General features: G+C 58.6%; 15 protein-coding genes. 9 read left to right on the top strand and 6 right to left on the bottom strand.

Annotated elements, in window-relative coordinates; all coding sequences use genetic code 11:
- Positions 1 to 2: 2 nt before the first annotated feature.
- From Mal15_RS17370 to Mal15_RS17355, 4 genes are all read right to left on the bottom strand, one after another.
- Positions 3 to 2,036: a GAP1-N2 domain-containing protein gene (locus Mal15_RS17370; protein WP_147868930.1), complete on the bottom strand. Its 2,034-nt coding sequence runs from the start codon at positions 2,034 to 2,036 to the stop codon at positions 3 to 5.
- Positions 2,037 to 2,039: 3 nt separating this feature from the next.
- Positions 2,040 to 3,254 (bottom strand): hypothetical protein, encoded by a 1,215-nt coding sequence (locus tag Mal15_RS17365; RefSeq protein ID WP_147868929.1) that lies wholly within the window; start codon positions 3,252 to 3,254, stop codon positions 2,040 to 2,042.
- A gap of 553 nt (positions 3,255 to 3,807) precedes the next feature.
- Entirely contained in the window at positions 3,808 to 6,801 is a 2,994-nt protein-coding gene (locus Mal15_RS17360) for a protein kinase domain-containing protein (protein WP_147868928.1), read from the bottom strand.
- Positions 6,802 to 6,824: 23 nt separating this feature from the next.
- Positions 6,825 to 7,499 carry an ECF-type sigma factor gene (locus tag Mal15_RS17355; protein ID WP_147868927.1) on the bottom strand — a complete coding sequence of 225 codons (675 nt, stop codon included), beginning with the start codon at positions 7,497 to 7,499 and terminating at the stop codon, positions 6,825 to 6,827.
- Between the two features lie 380 nt (positions 7,500 to 7,879).
- On the opposite strand from Mal15_RS17355, the gene Mal15_RS17350 reads away from it, so the two are divergent.
- Both Mal15_RS17350 and Mal15_RS17345 read left to right on the top strand, forming a co-directional pair.
- Positions 7,880 to 8,878 (top strand): DUF1573 domain-containing protein, encoded by a 999-nt coding sequence (locus Mal15_RS17350; protein WP_147868926.1) that lies wholly within the window; start codon positions 7,880 to 7,882, stop codon positions 8,876 to 8,878.
- 190 nt (positions 8,879 to 9,068) lie between these two features.
- Positions 9,069 to 10,631, top strand: coding sequence for a sulfatase family protein (locus tag Mal15_RS17345; protein ID WP_147868925.1), 1,563 nt, complete (start codon positions 9,069 to 9,071; stop codon positions 10,629 to 10,631).
- Positions 10,632 to 10,911: 280 nt separating this feature from the next.
- On the opposite strand, the gene Mal15_RS17340 is transcribed toward Mal15_RS17345, so the two are convergent.
- Positions 10,912 to 14,631: a CHAT domain-containing protein gene (locus Mal15_RS17340; protein ID WP_167546874.1), complete on the bottom strand. Its 3,720-nt coding sequence runs from the start codon at positions 14,629 to 14,631 to the stop codon at positions 10,912 to 10,914.
- A gap of 852 nt (positions 14,632 to 15,483) precedes the next feature.
- On the opposite strand from Mal15_RS17340, the gene Mal15_RS17335 reads away from it, so the two are divergent.
- From Mal15_RS17335 to Mal15_RS17320, 4 genes are read left to right on the top strand one after another with little or no spacing between them, the layout of a single operon-like run.
- The gene (locus Mal15_RS17335) at positions 15,484 to 15,996 is read left to right on the top strand and encodes a GntR family transcriptional regulator (protein ID WP_233902852.1); all 513 of its coding nucleotides are present in this window, start codon (positions 15,484 to 15,486) and stop codon (positions 15,994 to 15,996) included.
- A complete protein-coding gene (locus Mal15_RS17330) occupies positions 15,974 to 17,017 on the top strand; it encodes an ABC transporter ATP-binding protein (RefSeq protein WP_390623367.1) in 1,044 nt (347 codons plus the stop codon). Before Mal15_RS17335 ends, Mal15_RS17330 begins: the two co-directional genes overlap by 23 nt.
- Positions 17,014 to 19,542, top strand: coding sequence for a hypothetical protein (locus tag Mal15_RS17325; protein WP_147868923.1), 2,529 nt, complete (start codon positions 17,014 to 17,016; stop codon positions 19,540 to 19,542). The genes Mal15_RS17330 and Mal15_RS17325 overlap by 4 nt, the downstream gene beginning before the upstream one ends.
- A complete protein-coding gene (locus Mal15_RS17320) occupies positions 19,526 to 20,794 on the top strand; it encodes a hypothetical protein (protein ID WP_147868922.1) in 1,269 nt (422 codons plus the stop codon). Before Mal15_RS17325 ends, Mal15_RS17320 begins: the two co-directional genes overlap by 17 nt.
- A gap of 15 nt (positions 20,795 to 20,809) precedes the next feature.
- Here Mal15_RS17320 and Mal15_RS17315 read toward each other — a convergent pair whose 3' ends face one another.
- Positions 20,810 to 22,678: a RecQ family ATP-dependent DNA helicase gene (locus Mal15_RS17315; RefSeq protein ID WP_147868921.1), complete on the bottom strand. Its 1,869-nt coding sequence runs from the start codon at positions 22,676 to 22,678 to the stop codon at positions 20,810 to 20,812.
- A gap of 772 nt (positions 22,679 to 23,450) precedes the next feature.
- Between Mal15_RS17315 and Mal15_RS17310 the strand changes: the two genes are divergently transcribed.
- From Mal15_RS17310 to Mal15_RS17300, 3 genes are all read left to right on the top strand, one after another.
- Positions 23,451 to 23,939 carry a hypothetical protein gene (locus tag Mal15_RS17310; protein ID WP_147868920.1) on the top strand — a complete coding sequence of 163 codons (489 nt, stop codon included), beginning with the start codon at positions 23,451 to 23,453 and terminating at the stop codon, positions 23,937 to 23,939.
- Between the two features lie 103 nt (positions 23,940 to 24,042).
- On the top strand, positions 24,043 to 24,321 hold the full coding sequence (locus tag Mal15_RS17305; RefSeq protein ID WP_147868919.1) for a hypothetical protein: 279 nt from the start codon (positions 24,043 to 24,045) through the stop codon (positions 24,319 to 24,321).
- Positions 24,322 to 24,392: 71 nt separating this feature from the next.
- Complete coding sequence (locus tag Mal15_RS17300) at positions 24,393 to 25,307, top strand: hypothetical protein (RefSeq protein ID WP_147868918.1); 915 nt, start codon at positions 24,393 to 24,395, stop codon at positions 25,305 to 25,307.
- Positions 25,308 to 25,374: the final 67 nt, after the last annotated feature.

Raw genomic sequence — 25,374 nt, 5'->3', positions numbered from 1 at the left:
AGTTACCAGGAAAAATGTATGTGGAGCGGAACCCGTCGCAGCACGACCTTTTCCGATTCCAGGAATTTCAGTTCGGGCACCTCGACTCGGTGTCCGGATTGCAAGACGCCAAATCCGTCGTGAAGTTCCCTCGCGACTTGGGAAAGCTGTCCGCAATCATCGACGATTTGCACCAGTGCCGCCTGTTGCTCTTTGGTCAGCGGTTTTCTGGTTTCGTCCAGTTTGGAACGCAACGCCGCCTTCAGTTTGGTTGCCGCGTCGGAAAGATCCACTCCGCCGGCCTTGCGAATCAGCGAATCGATCCGCGCATCGGACTTGCCCGGAAATAGATTTCGAAAAAATGCTTCGGTGACCTCGTTCAAGTTTTCCGGTAAGTGGGCACTTTCCGACTCGATCGAATCGGCGAGTTCCGCGAAACGGGCCAATTGGATTGCGACGTTGCGATAGGCGCCGACATGGTCGCCAAGGAATTCTGCTTGACTGGCAACGTCGACGTCGGCGATCGCAATCAGATCTTCGGTCGCGCGGCTCCAATAGACTTGCGTCGGCCCCAGGGACTCCGGGACCGTCGGAATTTGTTCGACGTTCATCGGCTGTGTCCGCTCGGTCAACTGCGTGGTTCGCACCACAAGTTCTTGGGGCTTGCCCAACGGCGCGGCGCTGCCACCCCATGCGACCGATCGGGCCCGTTTGATGTCGGGCACCTTGCCCGCATCGCTACTGACCGGGTTCAGACGCACATAGCCTCTCAACGAGATCGGATTGGGGAGCGGTGTTTCGTCGTCGGGGTTTTCTGCGGCAAAGGCGCGGAGTTGCTTCTTGTCGTAGTGCAGCACCAGATCGAGCGTCTTTGCGGGCACCGGCGCCGTCGGAACGACGACCGGCTTTTCCTCGTCCATCGGTGGCGTGATTTCGATCGGCATTTGGGGCACCGGCGGCGGCGCGGACCCGGGCAGAATCGGTAGCCCCGCCATCAGCCGAGCCACCGTCCAGGTCGCCCCGAGTCCGACGACGGCGGCCAGAATCGAAAGGGCGATGACCAGCTGTTTGCGATTCTGTTTGCCGTGGATCAGTTCAGGAGGCAGCGACGGCGGTTCAATCGATGGTGGCGGCCCGGAGACCACGTCGTCGTCGGAGGACCATGATGATTCGACGGCGATCTCGGTGTCGGCCTCCTGAACGGCGGTAAACGAACCGCCGGAAGATGGGCCGCCGGGTAAGGGGCCTCCGCTTTCTCCCCGGATCGTGCCGCGTGCCCGTTCGACCCACTGCGACGCCGTCGTGATCGTCGGATGCTTGGTCAAATCGATGGATTTTCCGGACGAAGCGGCAAACCGCGCCTCTTCGGTTCCGACGGGAACAAACCGGATCTTGCATTCGACATCCGGCGGGATGTTGGCGGCGAAGGTGTTGAACGTCGCGTGCCAACGCTGTGCGGCGGGTAACAAGGAAATCGATTCGTCGATCAGTTCCAGCAGTCGCCCTTGCTGATTGAGCGGATAGATCACCCACAACGGCGTTGCATCACTTTGCGCGATCGCTTCGGCCACGACTCCGCCCCAGCCGGAATCCCCCGCGACGGACTTCCACGCGGTGCAGATTCGCGCCGGTTGGTCGCCGCGAGGAATGGTCGGTCCGCTGTCCGGGGTCTCGCATTGGCCCAGCCACTCGCTGCGCATGATCGCCCCCTTGCTGATCAACCAGGCCGGGCCGGCGGCGGGCATTTCGGCGGGGTCGATGGTGACATGGTGCGCGATCTTGTTGGTGCGTCCGGTGTAGTCGGTTCCGTAAGCCGCGATACGGGAAAGGACCGAGACGACTTGGCCGCCCAGGTTGACGCGTTGGTGGGCGAACGAAACCGGGTTCTCCCCGGCGCGGTTGCTGTCCGGCGGAAACAGGTGGCGATAACTCGAGATGGCTTCCAGCTTGCCGATCACATTGATCGGCATTCCGGCGGTCGTCAGAACCGTACAGAAACCTCGACTGCCGTGACGCAGACCCTGGGGCGCGGAAGTATAAAGTAATTCAGTACTCAAGGGTCACTCTAGTTGTTCCGTCATCCAGCGACCATCTTCCAGGGACGCGGAATCGCCGGTCGCTCCGACCAATCCGCCCGCCCAATTGTGCAACGCCACCAACATCGGAATCTCGACCCAATACGGTTGCATGTCACGTGGCCGAATCCCCAACGCTCCGGTCGCCGGATCGACGGCCGGGCTGCTGCCGCTGGCGCTGACGGGGATGAAGGTCAGACTGGTCGAAAAACCTTCGGCCGCGGCGACGATTTCGGGACAGATTTCCGACATCAACTCGCCGACCCTGTCGGACGTCTGTTTGATTCGTCGGCTGTCCAAGGTACAGAACTTGGTGCCTTCGACCGGCAGATAGGGCTCTTCGATCGAAACGTCCGGCAACAGGTTCTTCCACGCGTCCCACTTGGTCACGATCACGATCAACGGCCGTTGATGCAATTCGTCGTCACGCAATCCGGCGTGCCGGCGGACGCGTTGGATCGCTTCCAACAGGATCGTGTCCTGACGCACACTGGTCTCGCGAGCCAAACGTGATGTCCGCGACACCATCTGTGGGTCGTCCGTCTTGCCTTCGCACGCACGTCGAAAACGGGTGTCTTGCGTCGGATCAAAACAGAAAAACAGACACTTCGAACAGGCCAGGTGCCGCGTGACCGGATTGACCGTTTTGTCCGCTCCGGGAAAGAAGCTCTCCCCGGCGTTGTCATACAGGCAAACCAGTTTGGAGATTTCGCGGTTGCGGCGATAACGAGGGTGATTCGACAGCGGTTGCAGATTGAACATGAACGGACGCGGCAAGGAAACGCTGTGGTCGCCCATGTCGACCGTGTCGTACATGTCCCCCTGTTCTTCTGTTTTTGCCAGTGCCACCGGGGTGTCCAGGTCTGGATTCATGAATTGTAATTCTTCGTATTCATGAATCCGCGAATTCGTTTCGGCATCCACATCGCTCAACGAAACCGCAAAACGTTTCGGCAGCGTTTGACGGAGCTTCCACGACATCGACGTCAGGAAGTAGCTTTTGCCACAGGCCGGCGCCCCGAAAATGCTGAAGAACAGACTGGGCACCTGGTACATCGAACGCGGAACGTGCAGATGGCATTTGGGGCATGCCATCCGCGTGGCGTGCTGTCCCATCTCATCGATCGCGTCCCCCTGGGGGCTGAAGCGACTGGGCAGAAAACGTTTCGCGTGCTGGAATCCCAACTTGGCGTCACCCAACAAATCGGGGTGCTCAGAAATCCAAAGGGACTCCTCTGGCGCATACAAATGCCAGCAGTGTGGACACGTTACTTTGTTCAGCAGTGTCAAAGCCTTGGTTCGGACTGCGGTCGGCATGCGGAAAGCGTGGCTCAACTGGGGCGGAGAAGCGGAATGTGAACGCATCGACAGTTTAGTCGATCAAGGGTCTCGATTCCACCAAGCAGGGGTGCTGTTCGGGACAGACCCGATCGCCGCGATCACCACGATTCTGGGCGATTGGCGCACCCGCGGACGAACGAATTCTTAGACGATTACGACTGTTGACGGGGTTGGACAGTGTCGGCGACGCACCCGTTTGAAGCCCAGTTGTCGGCGCGCCAGCCGAGGATCAGCCCGCGACGCGTCGTCCACTCTTTTTCTAGGCAATCGAATTTCTTTTCGGTAGATTCGAATTTACGTGTTGATCCGTTATTCCGGTCCGGCGGTCGCCCCGCCGATCGGCCCCCGCGGTCGCGAGTGATCCTCCGCACCTGACGATTCGTTGATGCCGAATCTCAGGATTGACGAACCGCTAGGCCGTCCGTGTGATGTCCTTGGCCGACGGCAGGTACGGCGCTGCGGCCGGGCTGACGCGCAGATCAAAGAATGCCGGATGCTGAGCCAGCAGCAGCGGGAACATCGTCGCCCCCGATTCGCTGAGCCGTCCCAACAGGCCATCGTCGAGATCCGCGTCGGTTCGCAGATCAAAGATGGCGCGATTGAGTGACGAGCCGAACGGTCCGTAAGGAAATTCGGCCAAGGTCGCTTCCCGCAGATGAAAGTACTCCTGGGACGACGTCGGCACCGTGGCAAATTCCTGTTGCTCAGCCGCACTCTGATAGTCGCCTTGTTGTTCATAGATGTCGATCAGCAACCCGATGGCAAGCTTGGCGGATGGGTTGCCGGCGGGCGTCGAATCGCGATACCGCTGGGCGTCGACCAACGCACGGCGATCGTATTGGAAAAACCAGTCCACGCGACTCTTGTCGGTCTTGATCAGCATCGACATCGGGTTCAGCTTCGTCGCCGTGCGCAGCGCGTCGATCGCTTGTTCCCCCAATCCGAGTGCGGCCAGCAGCAAACCGCGTTGATGTTGGACTTGAAAGTTGTAACGGTGTTGGCGGTGCAATTCCGCAAACAACCGGTACGCCTCGTCATAGTGGTCCAGCGATTGCCATTCGATCATCGCTTGAGCGACCCGGGCGTCGACCGAACTGGGATCTTTTTCGAGCGCCTTGGTCATGCTGGTGCGCGCTTTTTCCAGATGGGCGAGCGATTCGGCGGTATCGCTTCGCGCTGCCAGGTTCAACGACGCCAGCGCGATCGCCGCCAACGGCTCACTCAAACGTGGGTCCTCTTCGTGGGCCTTTTCAAAACAGCTGATCGCCCGCTCAAGCCCTTTGGTGCAGTCGGCGTCGCCGTAGGCATGCCCACGCATCAGGCATCCATATGCCATCGGGTCGGGGGCATTGTGTTTCTGGCCGCTCGTGACCAACGCACGACCGATTTGTCCAGCGATGTCCGAGGCGACGACGCTTTGGGCCAGGAATTGCCCTCCCGGCAAGGCCACCGTTTGCTCGGTCACGAACTGTTTGCCGTCCAGCACGCTGCCATCGACCGCGCTGACCAACTGCCAATTGACCAACCAGTACTTCTGCTGACCCGAAGTTTGGCTTTCGTAAGATCCGGTCAAGAACGCATCGACCCCCAGTTCTTCACCCAGTGCGACGAACTGTTGGGGCGTCTGGGCTGTCAGTGGCCGATAGGGCAGCACCGTCAAACCGTCCACGGTCGAGAGTTCATTGACCAACGCCGAAGCGAGGATTTCGCCGTCGGCCAGGCCGCGGTCGGCCAACAGCATGCCCCCGTCGCTGTCCTCCGTCGCCGACGCGTTGACGTCACGCAGCGACAAGACCGCGATGGATTCGATCGACCCCATGTTGACCGTCGCTTTTCCAAGCGTCAGGGAGCCGAACATGCCGCCGAGCAGTCCGCCGGCGAGCGTCGTCAACACGTGTCGCCGCAGCAGCCCTTCGCCGGGATCGCTGCCGCACACCGGACGGGCCGCCAGGTCCGGAGCCGACGAAACGCTGCGGTTGATGTCGAACCGCCGCAACCGTGCGTAGACGTCGGTGGCCGTCGGGCGTTTGGCGGGATCTTTGTCCAAGCACTGCGCGATCAGCTCGCACAACACCCTGGATTTCTCGCAAGGCAGGCGGTCATATTGCACCTCGCCGCGAAGCGTACCGGCCAGACGATCCGCCGGAGTGGCGCCCGGGATCGCCTGTTTGCCATAAAACACTTCGTACAACACGCATCCGAACCCGAACATGTCCGCCGCGGTGGTCGCCGATTCGCCGCGGGCTTGTTCCGGGGCCATGTAGCCGGGGGTCCCCAAGATGGTCCCCGAACGTGTCCGGCCGGCGTCCTGAACATCGCCCGGAAACGCCGAATCGCTGACCCGCGAGAGTCCGAAGTCGACCAGTTTGACCCGCGGCGCGGAATCGTTGCCCGAGTCGTGGTTGTCGACCAGCATCACGTTTTGGGGTTTCAGATCGCGATGGATGACGCCGGCCGCGTGGGCCGTTGCCAAGGCACCGGCGATTTGCATTCCGATTTGACAGGTCTGTTCGGGGGACATCGGGCCGGCGGCAAGCTGGTCGGCCAACGTCAGCCCACTCAAAAATTCCATCACCGCGTAGGGCGCGCTGCCTGCCATGCCGACGTCGAACAGTTCCACGATGTTGGGGTGCGACAGCGCCGCGACGGCTTTGGCTTCGCGTTCAAACCGTTCCACCAATTCGATGCGTTTGGGATCGGAGGACGCCAGATGGGGAAACCCCAACATTTTGATCGCAACGGGGCGGTCCAGCCGTGTATCCAGGGCACGATAGACGATGCCCATGCCACCGCGGGCCAAAACGCGGCTGATCGCATAGGGGCCGATGGAGCTGACCGATTCGTCGTCAGGACGCGTGCGTGGTGCCCGCGCGTGGGCAGCGCCCTCGGCGACCTCGGGGGTTCCGTCGGCTTTGGTGTCGTTGTCGGCGTCAGCAGGCGTCGCAAAACCCGGTGGCGGAGATCCGGGCGGCGGAGCCATCCAATGGGTGTCGGGCGTTTTTTGATCAATGGGGTCGAGATTGATCGCGTCGGACACCGGGCGCTGCCCGGCAAAGGGGCCCTTCACAGAGGGGCTGCTGTGAGGCGTCTGGTCTGGCGGCGTCTGAGATCGGGACGCCTGCCGGGGAGCATCGGATCCGGTCTTGGATTGGAAAGGCGTCGGGATCGATTCGCTCGCCTGACGGGCGCGATGGCGTTTGGTTTGCAGCTCGTTTTCGATCGCCAACAATTCCTCACGCAGCAGTTCGATATGCTCGCGAAGCGGGGTTCCGGCATGTTGTTCGATGTACGCCTTGATCGCTTGCTCGACCGACAGCGGACGTTCGCTGTCGAAACATTCCTCGAACTCCAGGCACACCGTGTCGATGGCGGCTAATTCGGCGGCGGTCAGGTCGTCCAAGTTCATCGTGTTTCCACCGGGGCATCGGTTCAATCAGACTCGTCCGGGTCGTCTTCGTCGGAATGGGCAGCTTCCGACCAGGTCCGCCGGATCAATTGCAATCGGCGTTCGGTCGCACGTTTGCTGATCCCCAGCCGATCGGCGATTTCGTCCACCAGAAAGCCGTCCATCCGCATCACGGCGATCTGCCGCAATTGGGCGTCGGGCAATTGGTCCAGCAGCGCGTTGCAAGCCTCTTCCAGCTCGACATTCAAATCCGCCGTCATCGCTTCGTCGGAGATTCCGCCGATGCCGGGGGACTTTCGGGTGTCGTCGCTATGCATGAAAACGGACTCGCCACGCACGGCGCCACCGCCACGTTTTTGACGGGTCTGGAATCTCAGGTGCGCGTTGACTTTGCGGCCCGTCAATGTGATCAGCAACCCCCACAGGTTGTCGGGGCCGCTCAGATCGGGGAATTGGTCGCGGCGGATTCCTGCGATGAAGCTGTGAAAGGCCGACAAAGCGATGTCCTCTTCGTCGCCGGCCCGCTTCAAGTTTGCCGGCAACCGTTTGGCCGCCAGTCGAACCAGACGCTGGAAATAGCCGTCCCAAAGTTCGCCGATCGCTTCGTCGTCGCCGTCACGCACTCGCTGCAGTGCAGCGGCAAACCGCTCGGGGCCTCCGGTGTCGGCTGCGGTCTGTTTATTGGGTGGGTTGTCCATCAAGTCAACGCAGACGTGAGAATCCGAACATCCGGTGGTACGGATATTGTGGAAAAACAGTTCAAGTTCGGGGGATTCCCTTGCCCAACTTGTTGGATTCGGTAATCATTCCCATCGTACCAGGATTCATACCGGAGAATGCGACAAGGGTCCACCGGCCGGTCCAACCAGGACAGTTCCCCGAACCCTCCCAACGATCGACCAGCGCGCCGTTTTGGCGATAAAGCGGCGGCGCGACAAGGCGAGGATTTTGTGGTGACGCGACCGCGGGATGCGATTTCTTGACCTAGGTTCCCTCCAGCGGGGAGCACCTTGTGGAGTATTCGCGCTACATGAATTTTGTCACACCATACAACTGCCATCCGGGGGGAGTCCACCACATGTTCCGCGCCACCGTCACCGCCCTTGTTGTCCTTGCGGCTTCGATTTCGATCTCCGCCGGCGCCGCAGCCCAGTCCCAATGGCCCGACAACGCGTTCGCCATCAAAACGCATGACTTTGGGACCGTCGCGGTGGCATCGAAAACGGAATTCCGCTTTCCCGTCTACAACCCCTACACCGAGCCGCTGCACATCCAGACCGTTCGCCGCAGCTGTGGCTGCACCACGCCGATCGTCGAAACCGAATACATCCAACCCGGCCAAACGGGATCGATTTTGGCACGGTTCAACACCGACACCTTCCGCGGCAAAAAAGGCGCGACGCTGACCGTCGTGTTCGACAAGCCCTTCTATCGCGAAGTCCGTTTGCGGGTCGACGGCTACATCCGCAGCGACATGGTCTTCCATCCCGGCGCGATCGAGTTCGGAACGGTTGCCCAAGGCGAATCGGCGTCAAAGTCGACGCGGGTGCTGTACGCCGGACGAAGCAATTGGGAAATCGTCGACGTGCGAAGCAACGTGCCGTGGCTGGTCCCGGACAAAAAACTGGTCAGCCGAGGCGCCGGGCGGACCGATTACGAATTGACCGTCGCGGTCCGCGAAGATGCCCCCACGGGCCCCTTCCAAAATGAAATCATCGTGATCACCAACGACACGAAACGCCCCGAAGTCCCCTTCCCCGTCACCGGAACGGTCGAAAGCCCGCTCAGCATCTCGCCCCAAGCGATCGCCTTCGGCAGCTTGAAGCCCGGTCAAAAGATCGAAAAACGATTGGTGATCAAAGGCGCTACCCCGTTCACGATCGAATCGATCACCTGTGAAGGCTGGGACGTGACGTTCCCCAAAGTGGCCGTCGCCAAGACGATTCATATCGTTCCGGCGACCTTCGTGCCGACCGACGCCGAGGGCCCGCAAAAGGTCACCGTCTTGATCACCACCGCCGGTGAAGAATCGGTCACCGCCAAAGCGATCCTAACCGCGGACATCCGCGAACAGTGATCGTCGGCTTGAGTGGCCGTCGAGGTCGAACTCAAGCCACGAACCTGAAATTAGATCAGCCCACGGATGGCAAAGCGTACCCACGGATCCCATGCCGATTTACATCCGTGGGTACGCTTTGCCATCGGTGGGTTTTTTCATGGCAATTTCCCAGCCGTCTTTCATTCAACTGGCGCCCTGTTACGATCTCATGCCTCAAAGACGTCTACTCTGCCCTTCGGCCTGTCTTCCACTGCTCCTGTTCACGATCGGATTGCTCGGGTGTTGGACCGGTCAACACGCATCCGCCGCACCGCCCAACATCGTCTTCGTCCTTTGCGATGACCATCGCTATGACTGCATCGGCGCCGCCGGGCATCCGTTCATCGAAACGCCTCACATCGACGCGATCGCCTCTTCCGGCGCGATGTTTACCAACGCGTACGTGACGACGTCGCTGTGTTCCCCCAGCCGCGCGTCCATCTTGACCGGACAATACGCGCACAATCACCGCGTCGTCGACAACTACCATCCGGTTGATGCGGATCTGGTGTTCTTCCCGCAACAATTGCAAAAAGCCGGCTACCAAACCGCCTTCATCGGCAAATGGCACATGGGCGGCGACATCGACGACCCGCAGCGCGGCTTTGATCATTGGGTCGCGTTCAAGGGGCAAGGCACGTACTGGCCCGATGGTCATGGGACGACGCGCGAAGTGCCCCAAACGACCTACGACGGTTTCAATGTCAATGGAAAGCGTGTCGATCAGAAAGGTTACATCACCGATGAACTGACCGATTATGCGATCGACTGGTTGGCGAATCGACAATCCGACAAACCGTTTTTCTTGTACGTCAGCCACAAAGGGGTTCATGCGGATTTCGTTCCCGCCGATCGTCACCGCGGTCGTTACGATGACCAACCGTTGCCGATCCCAATTCCCACGCCCGAACAAATGGCCGCCGGAAAGTTGCCGATGTGGGTCCGCAATCAGCGTAACAGTCGGCACGGCGTCGATTTCGGATACAACATGGCCGACTTTTCACCGACGGTCTATTACCGCCGCTACTGTGAATCGATCCTGGCCGTCGACGACAGCGTCGGTCGCTTGGACCAATTCCTGCAACAATCCGGGCTCGCTGACGATACCGTGTTCGTCTACATGGGCGACAACGGGTTTCAATTCGGCGATCATGGTTTGATCGACAAACGCGTCGCCTATGAAGCGAGCGCCAAGGTGCCGTTGTTGATGAAGGCGCCGGGGCGAATCCCGGCCGGACAGACCTACCGCCATTTGATCGGCAACATCGATATCGCGCCGACGCTATTGGAAGCCGCCGGCGCGGAGTGCCCCGCGGCGGTCGACGGCGTCAGTTTGTGGCAATCCATCTGCGGCACGTCGACCGAGGATGTGACGCGAAAGCACCTGCTGTACGAATACTACTGGGAACGAAACTATCCCCACACGCCGACGCTGCACGCGGTGATCGGTGGCCGCTGGAAATACATCCGCTGTCACGGACTGTGGGACCGCGACGAATTCTATGACTTGGAAAACGATCCGGAAGAAATGAACAACTTGATCGATGATCCATCGCATCAGGGGCGGATCAAATCAATGAACCAGACGCTCTGGTCGCTGCTGAAAGAGTCCGAGGGCAACGAGGTTCCGTTGTTGGAAGACCGCGGCCCGAACTTTCCCTGGCGGCATCCCGATCACGCACCGCAAGCAGACTTCCCGAACGAGTATTTCCGCGAAAGCGAAAAAGGATGAACCGTTGGTGTTTAGCCTTCAGGCGATTCCCTGTCGCTGCGTGGGACGTCGATTGTATTACTGAGCGACTTTTTAGTTAGTACCGCTCAGTTGGAATCATCGATCTGCTTTGTTAGTTCAGAAGGCTGTTCCACTATACTGCGGAAGTCATTCCGCAGCACTTGCCCGAAGGGCATTCACATCCATAGCCTGGGGTTACGCCCGGATTCGCTGGGGCTCATCCGGTCTCACCCCAGGCTAAGTTGTAGATCACCGTTGGCGAACCGAGCGGAGTGATCTATCAACCCCCGTCCCCTTTACGCTCGCGGAGCCATTGGCGATCGTCGGCGTGCAGATGGTTCAGGTTCACTTCGATTTGATCACCGTCTTTCTTTTGCAGGACGACTCGGTCTTGCTTGGTCGCGATCCATTTGGCGACGGTCGTATGCTTGCCGTCGGTACTTCGCCAGGTCCGGAACTCGGGCGCCTCTTCGGCGCTCGCCCGGGCGCCGATCGGCTGTGAAATCCCGGTTGCCGTGAATGCGGCCCACAGGTGCGGCATGGGGGGAAGCCCCTGTTGATCGAGTCGACGTATTGTTGCCAGTTGAGCCGATCGCAGCGACGCTGCGGGCGGCTTGCCCTCGGAAAGCTGGTCAAAGAAGTCCTTCATCAGATCGGCCGTGATCTGGTCGGGGATCGACCACAATGTGCCCACGACCGTTTTCGCGCCCGCGAGACGAAAGGCATGGCTCAATCCCGCGACGCCCTCACCGCTGCTGGCGCTGCCGACGGCGGTCTGACAGGCACTTAAGACGACCAGTTCGGTCCCACGAAAGTCGCAGTCCAAGATTTCCAGTCCTGTCAAAATGCCATCGCCTTGGCCACCGAAGGCCGAATTCGCGTTGGCAAACGCCAAGCCGCAGGTCGCCATCGGGTGTTGTTCATGTCGATATTCCGAAAACCCGTGCGTGCTGAACACGGCGATCTGGGGCCGGTTGGCAGTTTTCACGACATCCTCTGCGGCGCCGGCTCCGAGAAAGACCTGCGGAACCGACCCTGTCAGGGTTCGCAAGTAGGGCGACACCGCTTCTGCTTCCTTGGCGGTTCCCGGCAACGGTGAGAAGGGGACGGCGTCGGACTGGCCGTTCGCCTCGTTTCCGTAGTCGGGATTGGCAACCATCATCGGTGCGGACACCGGATCAACCGACTCGGTCGCCAACAGGTCGCGACCGCTCAGCAGATACTGGACTTCGTGGTCTTCGATGACCCGCTTGCCATCAGCTTTCGTCAAGGCCGCAAAGGGGATGCGCCACAATTGATGATCGGGCGACACGAGCCACTTGGGTGTGGTCATGACTTGGTCGGGCAGCGAATACAAGACCTGTGTCGAGATGACGTCGAGGTGTTGGTTGATCGCTGCAATCAAATCATTGGGAATCATTTGCCCGCCCAAGCAGGCATGCAACTGGATCAGCGGTCGAGATAGTTTGTCCCAGTCATCGCAGACCACTTCCAATCGAATCTCTCCGCGGCCGACCGGCGGGATGACCCAGACCATGGCCTGCATTCCGCGATGCGTTGGCGCGATCGAGATCAATTCTCGCGTGATCGAACTGTCCAGCTTGGTCCGCACGCCGGCGACCGCGCATTCCAACAGCACCGCGTCGTCGGGGATGCGTTCACGCACACTGGACAAGTCGCTCCACGGGGAATGTCGAAGCTCCGTCCAGCCGGTCGAACCGAGTTGCCATGACAGCTCCGATTCGCGGTTGCGGAGCGTTTCAAGCTGGTTGTTTAGCTCTGCCACTGCGCCCGTGGGTTTGAGTCCGTTGGTAGGATTTTGAAGAGCGGACAAGGTCAGCGATGAGATTTGTTCGCGGACTTCAGCAATTTGCTCCGCGGTCTTTCGGACCTCGGGATCGCGTGTCGATGCGGTCATGCGATGCCGCTCGGCCAGGGCACGCGTCGAAGCACCTTTGGCATTCAAGACCCAACCGGCGGACAACTCGGCGGCGCGGGGGACGGATTTCAATCGCGCCGCCATTTCCAAGGCGTCGTGAAACGCGGGCTGAAACCGTTGCCGCAAAAACTCCGCCTGCTCGGTCTCCGACAACAGAGGCAACGTCCGTGCGACGTGGTCCCGGAACGCCCGCTGGCTTTCATCCATTCCGGACAACGCGAGCTCGAATTCTCCCAATCGCTCGAAGAGGAGCGCGAGCTGGGCCGCTGCGTGGGCGGTGTCGGGATGATGCGGCCCTAGCAATCGCTTGGACTGCTTGTAGTGTTCGACCAAGGCCGGTTGGAGCAATTCCCATTGATCCGTCTCGCGCACGTCGGCAAGCAATTCGTCCAAAAGATCGCGTGTATGACGACTGAGCGCGCCGTGCTGTTCGTCGGACCGTTCCCACGCTTGGACGCGCCAAGTGAGGGCGGCTTGGGCATCTCGGGCGTCGGCAATGAATTCGGCCATCTGTCGGTATTCGTAGGAGTCGATCGCGTTGCCCTGGGAGCGTTGGTGATCCAGGTATCGTTGGTACGTTGCCACCGCGTCGTCGTGTTGTCCCAGCGCGTGTTGCGTATCGGCAATCTGTCGCAACAAATACGTCCAACCGTCACCGAATCGCCCGTCCGATTCGGCCATCTGAATCGCCCGCTGAAGAAGTTCTAATCCTTGCTGGTTGTTTCCCAATCCGTGTCGATACGCTTGGCCGCAGTTGCGGATCAGGTTTTGATGCCGGATCGGGGCACGTTGCAGACGTCGGTCGCCGGCCGCCAACAGGTCTTGGATCGCTTGCTCCGCTTCCGCGACTTTGCCTTGGTCCTTGAGTTCGCGAACCTTGGATTCGATGCCCCGGATTTCTTCGAGAAACAACTCCTCACGCGTCTTCGGTTTGGAGGCGACTTTCGGCGTCAGCGGATTGTGAAGATGCTTCAGCGCGGGATCAAATTCCGTCGCCAACGAATCCATCGACGGATCCAATTTCCAAACCTGTGACAGTCGACCGTACTCGAGACGAATGATCAGGTACTTGCCATCCGGTGAGAGCGCTAGGCCATCGGTGAAGAAATACGGATTGCGACTGATTATTGCGTTGACTTCGGGGGCGAACGGGAGATAACGAATTCGATCGGGTGATGCGAGTGAGCGAATCTGGACCGCATCGATCGCAGTCCCTTCGTCGCTGCTACCATCGCAGCTGAACAGACGATCGGCTTTGGAATCGAAAACCGGCCAGGAGTGGTACGGCAGGTGCAAAAGTCGCCGCCCAGACCGCGCGTCAAAGCTTGCCACGCCGCGCTCCATCACCGTCTTTTGAAATTGGCCAATGATCTGCGTCCCATCGGGGGCGATGGACATGTGTTGCAGCGAGTGGTCCAGGGGGATCGCCTTGGACGATTTCGTGGCCAAATCCCAACGGCGGGTCAATTTTTGACAACTTGACAAAATCGACGTTCCGCGATCGTCAAAGTCGCAGCTGGCGATGGACGTCGGATGCGCGGGTAGGTCAGCGATCCGACTGCCATCGGTCAGGTCCCACAGCGAAATATCGCGATCGTCACAGAGTGCGAGCACCGGTTCGGTCGGAGAAATCACCGGAAAACTTCGAGTGCTGTTGACCGGCAACGAGCGAATCAGCACCCCGTTCTCCAAGTCAAACTGTCGCGCCGAACGTTGATCACAAACCACCAAGTAGCGGCCGTCGGATGAACAGGCGGTCGTCCTGACGACCAACGGTTCACGGAACGGCATCCGACTGATTTCTTGACCCGTCTTCAGATCGATCAAGACGATCGCTTTGGTGTTGGAGGGCAACCGATTCGGCGGTGAGTTGGGATCGAATTCGCAGGCAACCATTCGATCACCCCGAGCGACGTGGATGCCGACCGGACCGTCTTGGATCGTCATCGCCAGGGTGGGCCGGTCGGGGGTGAGCCCAAAACGATCGCCGCCGTCAGCGGCAAAACTCAGACCGGTGATGCAGACGACTGAAAAAATGGATGCGACAAGCCGAATGGCCATTGTTGTCCTCGAAGAGCGTTTATTCTGCACCGCCATCCTATTCCAGAATTCTCTTGGTCGCGGCATTACCAAAGACGCATCGAGAGCGCAAATGGTTCCACCGATTGCGCAGATGGGATGGCGCGGATGCTGTCATCCGTCGACTGGGACACTTAGTCGTTCGAATCCGAGCGGATTGGGTGGGTGAGGTGTCCCAGAAGGACGGCAACGTAGGTGCCGGTGATGCACAGCCTGTCGAACGGCTCCCTTCTCTCCGGCTTTGCGGGGGAGTGCCACAATAATTCCGCCCGGGACGATCGCTTCCCGCGTCCATGAGCGGATAGACTTCCAGGGCGCCTTCTGAATCAACCACGGATGGCAAAGCGTTCCCACAGATAAAAAGCAAGATGAGATCCGTTGGTGCGCATTGCCATCCGCGGGGCCAATTGATCGCAGTGTCCCCGAAAGGTTGCCTTGAATCGGAATGACGGATGAGGGCACGGGGCTGATGGCTCACGGCTGACTTGGCTGACCTGCGCTCGATCGATGCAACCGCAGGGCAACCTTTCCCTCGCACTCACTGATCGATCGTCTGGCTATCTTGGACGGTTCTGTCCGTCCGCCCGGTCCCCTGATTGGATTTCTTCCTACCACGAGGGCTCGTTCTTCTTGTGTGTCAGCCTTCTTGTATGTCAGCCACAAAGGAGGTCTTGCAGACTTTGTGCCGGCAGATCGACACCGCGGCCGCTACGACGACAAGCGTGGACATGGGGTTCGCCCGGATTCGCTGGGGCTCTTGCGGTCGCGGCCATCCGAGCCGGGCTGTTCGCCACACTTCTTGATGATGGCAGCGGGAATCAAACTGAGATTCAGTTGCCGCTTTTCCTCGCGTCAACCGCATTGCTTGACACGCTTACCTGCCCGCATTACCATCTATCTAGTACACCAGGTAGCCGGAGATGTGGCGAAGCCATGCTATTCACGATTGACCCTTCCAACGGCGTTGCGATTTATTTGCAAATCGTGCGTCAAATCAAATTTGCGATTGCTGAACGGACGTTGCGTCCCGGTCAGCTTATTCCCAGCGTTCGAGCGCTCAGCCAGCAGATGACGGTCAATCCAAACACCGTCACACGGGCGTTACAGGATCTGCAAGCCGAAGGCATCGTTGAAACACTGCGCGGGAAGGGAATGGTCGTTTGTGATGGTGCGACCGCGACTTGCCGAATTCAACGCAAAGAAATCATTGCGGATCGTATCACCGGCGTCTTAACCGAAGCCCTCAGCGCTGGGCTGTCGGGGAAAGAAGTCCAGCAGATCGTTTCACGCAAACTGAAGGCCTTGGAGGGAAAGGTGGCTCAGATTGGGGCACCAGTTCCCGACTGAATTTAGATTTCCTATCGGATTTGCAGACTCCATCACCGCCCCCGCACCTCTTTCACGCGGCATCCCATTCATGAATCACATTATTCAGACATCCGATTTGACGATGCGTTTTCGGGGCTGCGATGCGTTACGCGGTGTTACGCTGAACGTCGACGAAGGGACGGTTTTTGCCTTGCTCGGCGAGAACGGTGCCGGCAAAACGACGCTCATACGCATCTTGACGGGATTTCAAATGCCGACATCGGGAACCTGCCGGGTCATGAATCTGGATCCTGCAAAGGACGCTTTGGAAATCCGACGCCGAGCGGGATATGTCTCCGACGCGCCGGCGCTGTATGACTGGATGGGCGTCGGTGAGATCGGATGGTTTGCAGGCACACTCTACGACAAACATTTCTTGCCGCGTTACCAAGAATCCATCCGCCGTTATGAGATTCCGGAGGATCGTAAAATCCGTCATTTGAGCAAGGGCCAGCGTGCAAAAGTTGCGCTGTCTCTTTCGCTCGCTCACGATCCTGAATTACTAATTCTGGACGAACCGACTTCGGGGCTCGATCCGAAGGTCCGCCGTGATTTTTTGGAAAGCATGATCGATCGCGCTGCGTCCGGGCGAACGGTATTCCTCTCCAGCCATCAGATGGCTGAAGTTGAACGGGTGGCGGACGTCATCGCAATCCTTCACGACGGCATCGTGCGTGTTTGTGAACCGTTAGATACGCTGAAGGATTCGGTCATCGAGGTGGCCGTCAGTTTAGAAGATCCGCTTGTTGTCCTGCCGGCACTTCCCGAGCCGGCTGAGGTTCTCGGCGAAGCGAGCTATGGTCGGCAACGCAGTATGGTGATTCGTCACTATGACTCCGGGATGCACGACTTGCTGGCAAGCCGGGTGGGCGTGACCGGTGTTAGCGAACGAACATTGTCGCTCGAGGAAATCTTCATTGCCTTTACCGGCAAGTCGCCACCGCGGGAAGCAATCGATCGTGCCGAAGCGGCGGTGGAGATCGAAGGAGGCGTGGTATGACTGGAGCACTGATCAATAACCGTGGCTTGATTTGGAAAGAAGTTCGTCAGCTCTTTCCATTGGCTGTGGCTTTGTTTGCCGTCGGGCTGGTATTGATGCTCGTCGCGCAAATGTCACCGGACAACATCTACGCAATGCGTCAATATGGCCGCTATATTCCGCTGGCGTTGCCAGGATTGTTTGCCGTCGGGGTGGCTGCCATGACTGTCGGTCAAGAGCGTGATCAAAAGACGATCCTGTGGCTCACATCGATGCCGATCTCACCGGGACGCCTGATCCGAATCAAGCTGATCGTTTGCGCGTCTGCACTCGGCGTGATGTGGATCGGTTGCTGGGCACTGATCAAACTGGAAATGATGGTCGGCGCGTTTCCGGACGGGTTCAAGTTTCCGCTGTTACCAAATTTGCGTCATGAGGCCTCGATCACACAACAGGTTGCGTTCCTGTCCTGGCATCTGCACACCTTCTACATCTTCGTTTGTGGATTTTATACCAGCTGGCGAATCAAGAACTCGTTCGCAAGTCTGATCGCCATTGTTCCGTTGGCGTTTGCACCATTTGCAGTCATACACCTTGGTGAGTACATCCGCCGGGCACACGTCGGAACGGCCTTTTTGGATCCGGTGACTTCGGATCTAGCGGCCCTTGCGGTAACGCTGATTGCTACCGTCATTGTCGGGGCACTCGGATGGCGGGCGGCGATGCGTGTCCTGTCGCCGGCGGGCGCGGAGAAGGAATCCAAGGACGCAAATCGATTTTCACCCTACGCTGTGTTCGGCTCATCGTTCGGCACATCCGGTGAGACATCGCGGCGTGTCCCTGACCAACCCTTTCGGTCAACCTCGTTGGCGATATTCAGACAATCGTTCGGCAGCAATCGACTTGCGCTTTGGGGAATTGTATTTCTCATTTTTGCGGGCGTGATTGGCTCCACCGCCGGCGGTCTGCCGTATATCGGAAGCTCGCGCAGCGGCGGTACGTTGCTTGTCTTCAGCGGCCTGTTGGGCGTCTGTTGCTTGGGCGTGTTCGCTTTTACCGGTGACGGCAAAGCTGAGCGTCTACGCTTTTTTTCCGATCGTGGTGCTTCGCCGGCGAAACTCTGGCTCGGACGGCATCTATTGGCGGTGGCTGTATTGGGGGTCGCATCATTGCTCTACCTTGTGGTCGGTGTGATCTCGAAATCGGTGGACAGCGAAGACAGGCACTACCTGTATATTCCGCCGTTGACGGTCGTCCTACTCTTGGCGGTCTACTGCTACAGCATCTCACAATGGATCGGCCAAAACTGTCGGGCGTTGTCCATTTCGTTGCTGTTAGCGCCCGCGGCAACCGCCGCTTCTCTGTTGTCAGCCGGCGCGGTGATTTCGATAGGCGGGACGACGAGGATCGGCGCACCGATCACCATCGCACTGGCAGTGGTTTGGTATTTTGTCCCGCTTCTCGCGACTTTGTTTTCGATGCGAACGTATGCCGATGGGGTGCGGGGACGCAAACTATTCGCAAAGTCTGTCCCTGCACTTGTTTTGTTCGTCACGATTCCATTGATTCCCTGCACGGTGGAGTACGTTACTTACCCATTCATCACAAACGCGCAAAGAATATCAATGGCGCAACGGGCGACGAAAGCCAACGGATCAGTGGGAATGCCAACCTACAAAGTCTCATTCCAGACACCGGTTGGCGGCAGGCAACTTCCAGTCGTGAATCGAACGGGCGATTACACGTCCGAGGTGGCCTATGATGACAGAGACTTCTCCGCCGCCCATTTGGCAAATGTTTATGTTGATGACGTTCAGAAGCGAGGTGTCATGTGTGAAGCGACGACATTCGATGGAATCCTATCGCTCGCATCATTTGCAAGGGTTCGGTTTGTTCAGTCGCCTAATGACGAGGCTGCGTTGGCTGAGCTAAATGAATGGATGGATACCATGACGAAACTGACGCGGAGGCTGCGACGAAGTCCGCGGGTGATTGATCAAGATCACGCCGATGCGATAGTGTTTTGGGTCGCAGACACGCTTGCCAGCCCCCAATACCAAATGCACTTGGACCGGCCCGCTGCGCAGGCAGCACAGGAGCTAATCGCCGACAGACAAGGATGGTCGGACGCTCGTCGCCGGGCTGTCTTGGTTTCTTGGTACAACTGGAATGAAGATCGTCAAAGCGGATCACCTGCGGATCGGTTTGGCGGATACTCGATTGACGTCTGGGTTGGAATTCACCGCGGCATGTTAGGTCAGTGGCTCTTTCGAAACCACACGATCGACTCGATTGCGTTCCATTTGCTTGAGCTATTGGACGCGGAAGAACAGGGGCAGTCGTCGTTGCAGCAACGGAAAACGCTGGATGAATTGATTAGCGGGAATAACCAAGTGTTTGAACAGGGCCCGTACAGCGATCGAGCGCGTCGCAAGGGTGCCTCACAGGCTGCTTTGTTGAATACCGAAATTCGATCCAAATATCCCGGTGCCCAATGGTTCGCTGCTTGGGAAAAGGAATTGACGCAGAATGCAATCACAGATTGAAACCTCATCGCGAAAACGTATGACGCCGCTGGAACGCAGATGGTTGACTGGACTGATTGCGCCTCCGCTGTTGATGGCCGCAGCCGTTGTTTTGACCGTCGCTTTGGTCGTCAAGACGGCTTGGGACCATCAACACCATGCAACCGGATCAGGCGATGGATCTGCGGTCGTCGAACAAGCGACCGTTTACGACGCCAATACATCGACCGACAACTCGGCACGGTGGGAAACGTTAGCGTTTGCGGTACAAGGCCTCGAAATTCGCTTCGACGGGTTGCTGGAAACCACCGATCAAGCCGGTGCATGGCAGATCGCTCCCGATGTATTGCAACGGTTCTCGGATGAAGCACAGCCACTGATCGATGAAATGAAACAGTTGCTTGCCGATGAAACACCGGTTTGGAATCCCAATGTCGTTGGCCCGATGTGGGACATTGAAACGCGGGGTTCGCTACCCTTCATGCATCTGTTGGAAATCGAGTTTCATGCTGCTGTCGTCGACAAGGATGCTGATCGAGCGCTCGAAACATTGCAACTGTTGGTCGACATCGCGCCCGCGATGGACTATTCCGCGGCGTTTCGTTTCTATTTGTGGCATGCACCGGCAAGTAGTACGCATCAACGTTTGATCGCTGAATCCCTCTTTGCTGGCTTTTGGGACGAGCCCAACCAACTGACGAGACTTCAAGATCAACTGTCTGCGTTTCAGCAACTTAGCGCCGACCGGGCGGGATTGTACGAACCGTGGGATCCTCTGTTAGCCATCGACTTGCATAGTGCCAAGTGGAACTACCAATACGAAAACGATTTGCAAAACAGATCGCTGGTCGCGAAGCTCGCGGGAGTGCTGGTTGGTAGTGGAACTGCCCAGCAATTGAGTTCTCATCAAATGTCAACCGAAGACGCTATCGATTCATTGGAAACGGGATTGAGGCTGACGCGAACGGCGATCGCGGTCAAACAATATCGACTGCAGGAAAATCGCTGGCCGTCGGACTTGGCGCTGCTGGAGAAGATCGGGCTCGGTCGCGATGATTACACGGCTGATCCGTACTCTGAATTCGGCTACGAAGTAGGTGCCGACGCGATCGCCAAAATTTGGATTCCAAAGGATGCACGGGGCAATCCGCGATCCCTGCCCGAGGGGATACCCACTCGAGTGAAGTATCTCGACCATTACATGAGACACATCTATCACTACCGCACGATTGCGGTTCGTGCATCCCGTACCGTAACGGATGGGATGCAGTAGATGCATCGCAGCTGTCTATCGGTCGCAAGCCAGGGTGATGCGGATTTCGTCGTAGCTGACTTCGCCGTTGAAGTGGTCGAAAATCGGTTTTAGTTTTCCGTCCCCGGCCAGATGTTTGTTAGCCAAGACGCGTTGGGCCGTTTCGGGTTTCACCCAGGGTGTCGGATCGCTGATGCCGTTGTGCCGGATGTAGTCGGTCAGGTACTTGGCCACGGTGCTTTCGGCGCGGGACATCTTTCGGGCGACCGATTCGATCGAATCGCCGGACCGAAAGTACTCGAAGGCGGCCAACGAACTGATGGCGGGAACAAAGCTCTGATTCCCGTCGACGGACTGTTGATTGCGCGCGGTCGCGGTCAACTTGGGCGTTCCTTGGCCGCGGAGCAGACGTCGACCCGCTGCGGTCGTCGCCAGCGTGTTGTAGGACCCGCTGCGAGACAGGTATTTCTGGCTGATCAGCTGCTGGATCCAGACCTTGATGGCCATCAAGCCGTGCTCATCGAGCGCTCCAAAGCTTTTTATTCGATCATGATGGAATTGAAGGACGCGTTTGTCGGATTTTCCCGACAGCACACGCGCGACGTGTCCGGCACCGTACTTTTGTTTCAGATCTCGAACGCACGCGACAATGCTTTGTGCAATGGCACTCGATTGCTCGTGCAATACCAGTTCGCCCAGGCAAACATCACAGGCACCGCAGCGCATCACGCCGTAGTCCTGTCCGAAGTACTCGACGATCGCCTTGTGCCGGCAGGTGACGTCGTTGCAAAGTTCAAACATGGCTTGCAACGAATCCCGGGCGACTTGGCTGGCTTCGCCGTGCATCACATCACTCCAAACCAGAAAGTCCCGCGGGCTGTGCAGCAAGACACACTCCGAATCCAGCCCATCGCGACCGGCGCGACCGCTTTCTTGTTGGTAGTGTTCGACGGATTTGGGCATGCCGTTGTGGATCACAAACCGGATATCGGGTTTGTCGATCCCCATGCCGAAGGCGATGGTCGCGACCATGACGTCGCAGCGATCCTGCATGAAGCTGTCTTGGTGGGATTTTCGCTGCGGACCGGTCATGCCGGCATGGTAGGATTTGGCGTTGATGCCCAGCGTCCGCAACGCCTGGGTCGTCGTGTCGACGTCACGCCGGCTGAGACAATAGATGATGCCTGACTTGCCGCGATGACGCTGCACGACGTCCATGATCTGCTGCATCTTTTGCCCGGCCCGGGGCATGCGGTAGGTCAAATTGGGGCGGTCAAAACTTCCCACCAGATAGCACGGGTTGGCAAGTCCCAATTGACAGGCGATGTCGCTCCGCACCGACTGGGAAGCCGTCGCGGTGAAGGCGTGGACCGAGGCGTCGGGAAACAACTGCTTCAGCGTTTTCAGCTCCTGGTACTCGGGACGGAAATCGTGGCCCCATTGGCTGACGCAGTGCGCTTCATCGATTGCAAAGTAACGCACGCATTTCTGCTGTCGCAGGAAACCCAGTGTCTTCGGTGACAGCAACCGCTCGGGGGCCAGGTACAACAATCGCAGCTGGCCGCAACGTACCCGATCGGCAACCTTCCGCTTTTCCGACTCGTTTTGCAGGCTGTTGACCAGCGCCGCAGGAATCCCTTTCTCCGTCAGCGCGTCGACTTGGTCCTGCATCAACGAAATCAGAGGTGACACGACGACCGCCAAGTTGCGCTCCCGCGAGGCTTCACGACCTCGGTGTCCCCGGCACAAGGCGGGGACTTGAAAGCAAATCGATTTGCCGGCTCCGGTAGGCAACACTGTCAGGCTGTCGCGACCTTCCAGAATGGTCCGAATCGATTGCTCCTGAAGGGGACGAAAGGAATCGTAACCCCAGAACCGTTCCAACGCGCGCCGTGCATCTTCCATCGGTCTCTCCCAAGTCTACTTGTGTGCAAATGACAAAAGTGATCGGGTAGTCCGATGCCTCGATCCTGTCTTTGGAAAAGCAATTCCAGAAAGAAGACCGGTCGAGCGGCGATCAGTTCGCTGGCAGTAGCATGGCAGTTCCGGTCAATCGCGTCAAGCATTTTGCAATGGCGGTGGGTCAACGCGCGAGTCGCGTCAAGGGACTGTCCAGCCCAGGGCGATGCTTTTCTGAGGTACGATGGCCCTTCCGGGCCGTCGCCCGTGGGGCTCGCCCTGGGCGGCGCAATACCGGAATTCGGTGATGGTTCAGAATTCACGCGAAATCATTCCGCGATAGCGGTCGACCCACAGCAGCCATCGGGCGGCGAAACACCAGTGACATTAGCCGATTCGCGCAAGCGTTCGGGCCCTAGCAGCGTTCGGGCCCCGCGTCGATGGAGGCCCGCGTCGGTGGAGGCCCGCGTCGATGGAGGCCCGTAGGCTGGCGCCACACGGCTGATCCCAAGAGGGTTTCACGGAATCGAAAACGCCACAAGCCTACGAACAAAAACGCGAACGTCTCGACGATTTTGCGCAGGCCAGGCTCGCCCACTGTCTAACAAACCCGTGCCAACCTGCGCGACGACCTCGTAAGGACGTCGTGCATCGTCGCACCGACGACTGGCCGAAAGGGACAGCGTCAAGCGTTGAGTGGTCGTCCCCGAAGCAGCGGTGGCTGGGATATGATGGTCGGATTCTTTTCTATCGCGTCAACCAATCTCGGATGAATCGGATGGGCGTTCCCGAATCTTTCAGCTACATCCATTTGCCGTGCGGACAGACGACGGTGATCTCGGGACCGGAATTTGAATCGGTCGCCAACCCGCTGTCCGGGATCGAAACGACGCTGTGTGTGCACTGTGAAATGCAGGACGACGTCAGTCAGTTTCGCTGGGACGGCGCCGAGGAATCGATCGCGGAGTATTACGATCGCTTGCTGGCCGATATCCCCGAACAGGAACTCGAACGCGCCGGTCGGCCGGGAATGTTCAAGTACTTGAGCCTGGGCGGCGTGGCAGGCTTTGCGGTCGGCGTGCTGATCGCGATCGCCCTGTCGCGGCTCGGCCCGATCGCGGCGATCGTGGGTGGATTGATCGCGACGCTGTTGATGACGACGCTGGGCGTGTTATTGGGGTTCATGCACTTCGAAAAGAAAGTCGTCGCGCCGGTTGTCAAGAAATATTGGAACGTCGATGACGTGCGATTGCTGGTCGGTCGGTGAACGGCGGACCGGATCTGGCATCCTTTGCAATGGCGGGGGCTGCGGTTTAAGTTGAATGTCAATCACAGTAAGTGATCCGCACGTTTTTTCGAGTCAACCAGCCATGTCCAGCCATCCGCGAGCGAGTCGAATCGGCGAACCCAGTTGGGAGATCGCCAACCTCTACCCGCGCCAGGGGGCTTGGTCGGAGTCGGACTACTTGGGGTTGGAGATCGTCGATCCGCGTGACCGCAGCATCACCGTGCTAGGGCTCGATAATGCGGGAGCAGGTTTCGACGAATTGAGCCGAACCTTCGACGGCCAATCGGCAGCGTCGCGATTGTTGGCTGGTTTTGCCGTTAACGTTTCCACCGTGTTCGATCGCCCTGAAGTGATCCAGTAACGGTGGCGGAGAGCGAATCCAAGTCGGACGGCGATAAGGCACGTGTGGTTCCCGCAGGCCAAAATCCAAGCATGCAATCGCCGAGAAAGTGGATCTGGTGGACGGTGTTGACGTTGCTGGTTTTCGGGCTGCCCCAATGCAGCTTGCTGGTCACGAAAACCATGGACTGGATTCCGCTGGGGAATAGCCTGAACACCGCTTTGGAGTTTGCGGCCAGCTACGCGATCTTGGGCGTTTCGACGGCGCTGACGATCTCACCGAGTCTCGTGATTTTGGCGGCGATTTTTCTGCGTGCGCGCAGTGGTCCCAAGCGGATCGCGATGGCGGTGGGTTACGTGGTCATCCACTGTTTGGTGATGGGAGTCGTGCTGGTGGTCAGCGAGCGCCGCTGGATCACACAAGCGGTGATGAATGACGCGGACTATGGTCGCATCATTGGCCATCTGCTGCTGGCTCCGGCACTCTCGTTCGCGTCGGTCTTTCCTGCCGCAGCGATGCAGTTCTTCGGCGGATGGACGATCACGATCGGTCAGCATGAAATGAAGACTCAGCGTGTCGGCGTGCTGGTGCTGATGGAATGGGTGCTTGTCAGTGCCCTGATTTTCAGTTTCGTTCGTGCGTCGTTTGCGGTGAATGACCAGTCCCGCATCGAAGCATTCTTTTACGAAGCTTTGGTGGTGATGTTGCCGGCGGTCGGCGTCGGGATCGTGGCCGTGCTTCTGTTGCGCGGGATCCTGAGTGATGCCAGGTCACGGGGCGGCTTTCGACGCTTGCTATTGATCGCGTTGATCCAAGTCGCGGTCTTTGCCACCGCCTTTATCGCGTTTCAGATGAAGGACACGTCGCTGAGTCTCCATTGGAATCTGCAGCTTAGTGCCGCGCCTCTTTCGACTTGCTTGACCGGAACCGTGATCGTGGGCTGTGTCGTCGTCTGCCTGCGGCGGCTCGGTTATCGGTTGCGGTCCCGTGGCGAGTTGCGTCGCTGAGGCATGGCAGTGAACGAGGCCGATGTGAATCACTTGCCGTGGTCGCAGTCACGGTATGAACTGCGAC

The sequence above is a fragment of the Stieleria maiorica genome (assembly GCF_008035925.1).
Lineage (GTDB): Bacteria > Planctomycetota > Planctomycetia > Pirellulales > Pirellulaceae > Stieleria > Stieleria maiorica.
Note: the sequence above shows the minus strand (reverse complement) of the source record. Positions and strands in the feature narration are given on the sequence as shown.

Excerpts from the sequence above, each read along its gene's own strand:
- Mal15_RS17360 (WP_147868928.1), bottom strand. The coding sequence starts at position 6,801 with ATGAACTTGGACGACCTGACCGCCGCCGAATTAGCCGCCATCGACACG.
- Mal15_RS17355 (WP_147868927.1), bottom strand. The coding sequence starts at position 7,499 with ATGGACAACCCACCCAATAAACAGACCGCAGCCGACACCGGAGGCCCC.
- Mal15_RS17350 (WP_147868926.1), top strand. The coding sequence starts at position 7,880 with ATGTTCCGCGCCACCGTCACCGCCCTTGTTGTCCTTGCGGCTTCGATT.
- Mal15_RS17345 (WP_147868925.1), top strand. The coding sequence starts at position 9,069 with ATGCCTCAAAGACGTCTACTCTGCCCTTCGGCCTGTCTTCCACTGCTC.
- Mal15_RS17340 (WP_167546874.1), bottom strand. The coding sequence starts at position 14,631 with ATGGCCATTCGGCTTGTCGCATCCATTTTTTCAGTCGTCTGCATCACC.
- Mal15_RS17325 (WP_147868923.1), top strand. The coding sequence starts at position 17,014 with ATGACTGGAGCACTGATCAATAACCGTGGCTTGATTTGGAAAGAAGTT.
- Mal15_RS17320 (WP_147868922.1), top strand. The coding sequence starts at position 19,526 with ATGCAATCACAGATTGAAACCTCATCGCGAAAACGTATGACGCCGCTG.
- Mal15_RS17315 (WP_147868921.1), bottom strand. The coding sequence starts at position 22,678 with ATGGAAGATGCACGGCGCGCGTTGGAACGGTTCTGGGGTTACGATTCC.
- Mal15_RS17310 (WP_147868920.1), top strand. The coding sequence starts at position 23,451 with ATGGGCGTTCCCGAATCTTTCAGCTACATCCATTTGCCGTGCGGACAG.
- Mal15_RS17305 (WP_147868919.1), top strand. The coding sequence starts at position 24,043 with ATGTCCAGCCATCCGCGAGCGAGTCGAATCGGCGAACCCAGTTGGGAG.
- Mal15_RS17300 (WP_147868918.1), top strand. The coding sequence starts at position 24,393 with ATGCAATCGCCGAGAAAGTGGATCTGGTGGACGGTGTTGACGTTGCTG.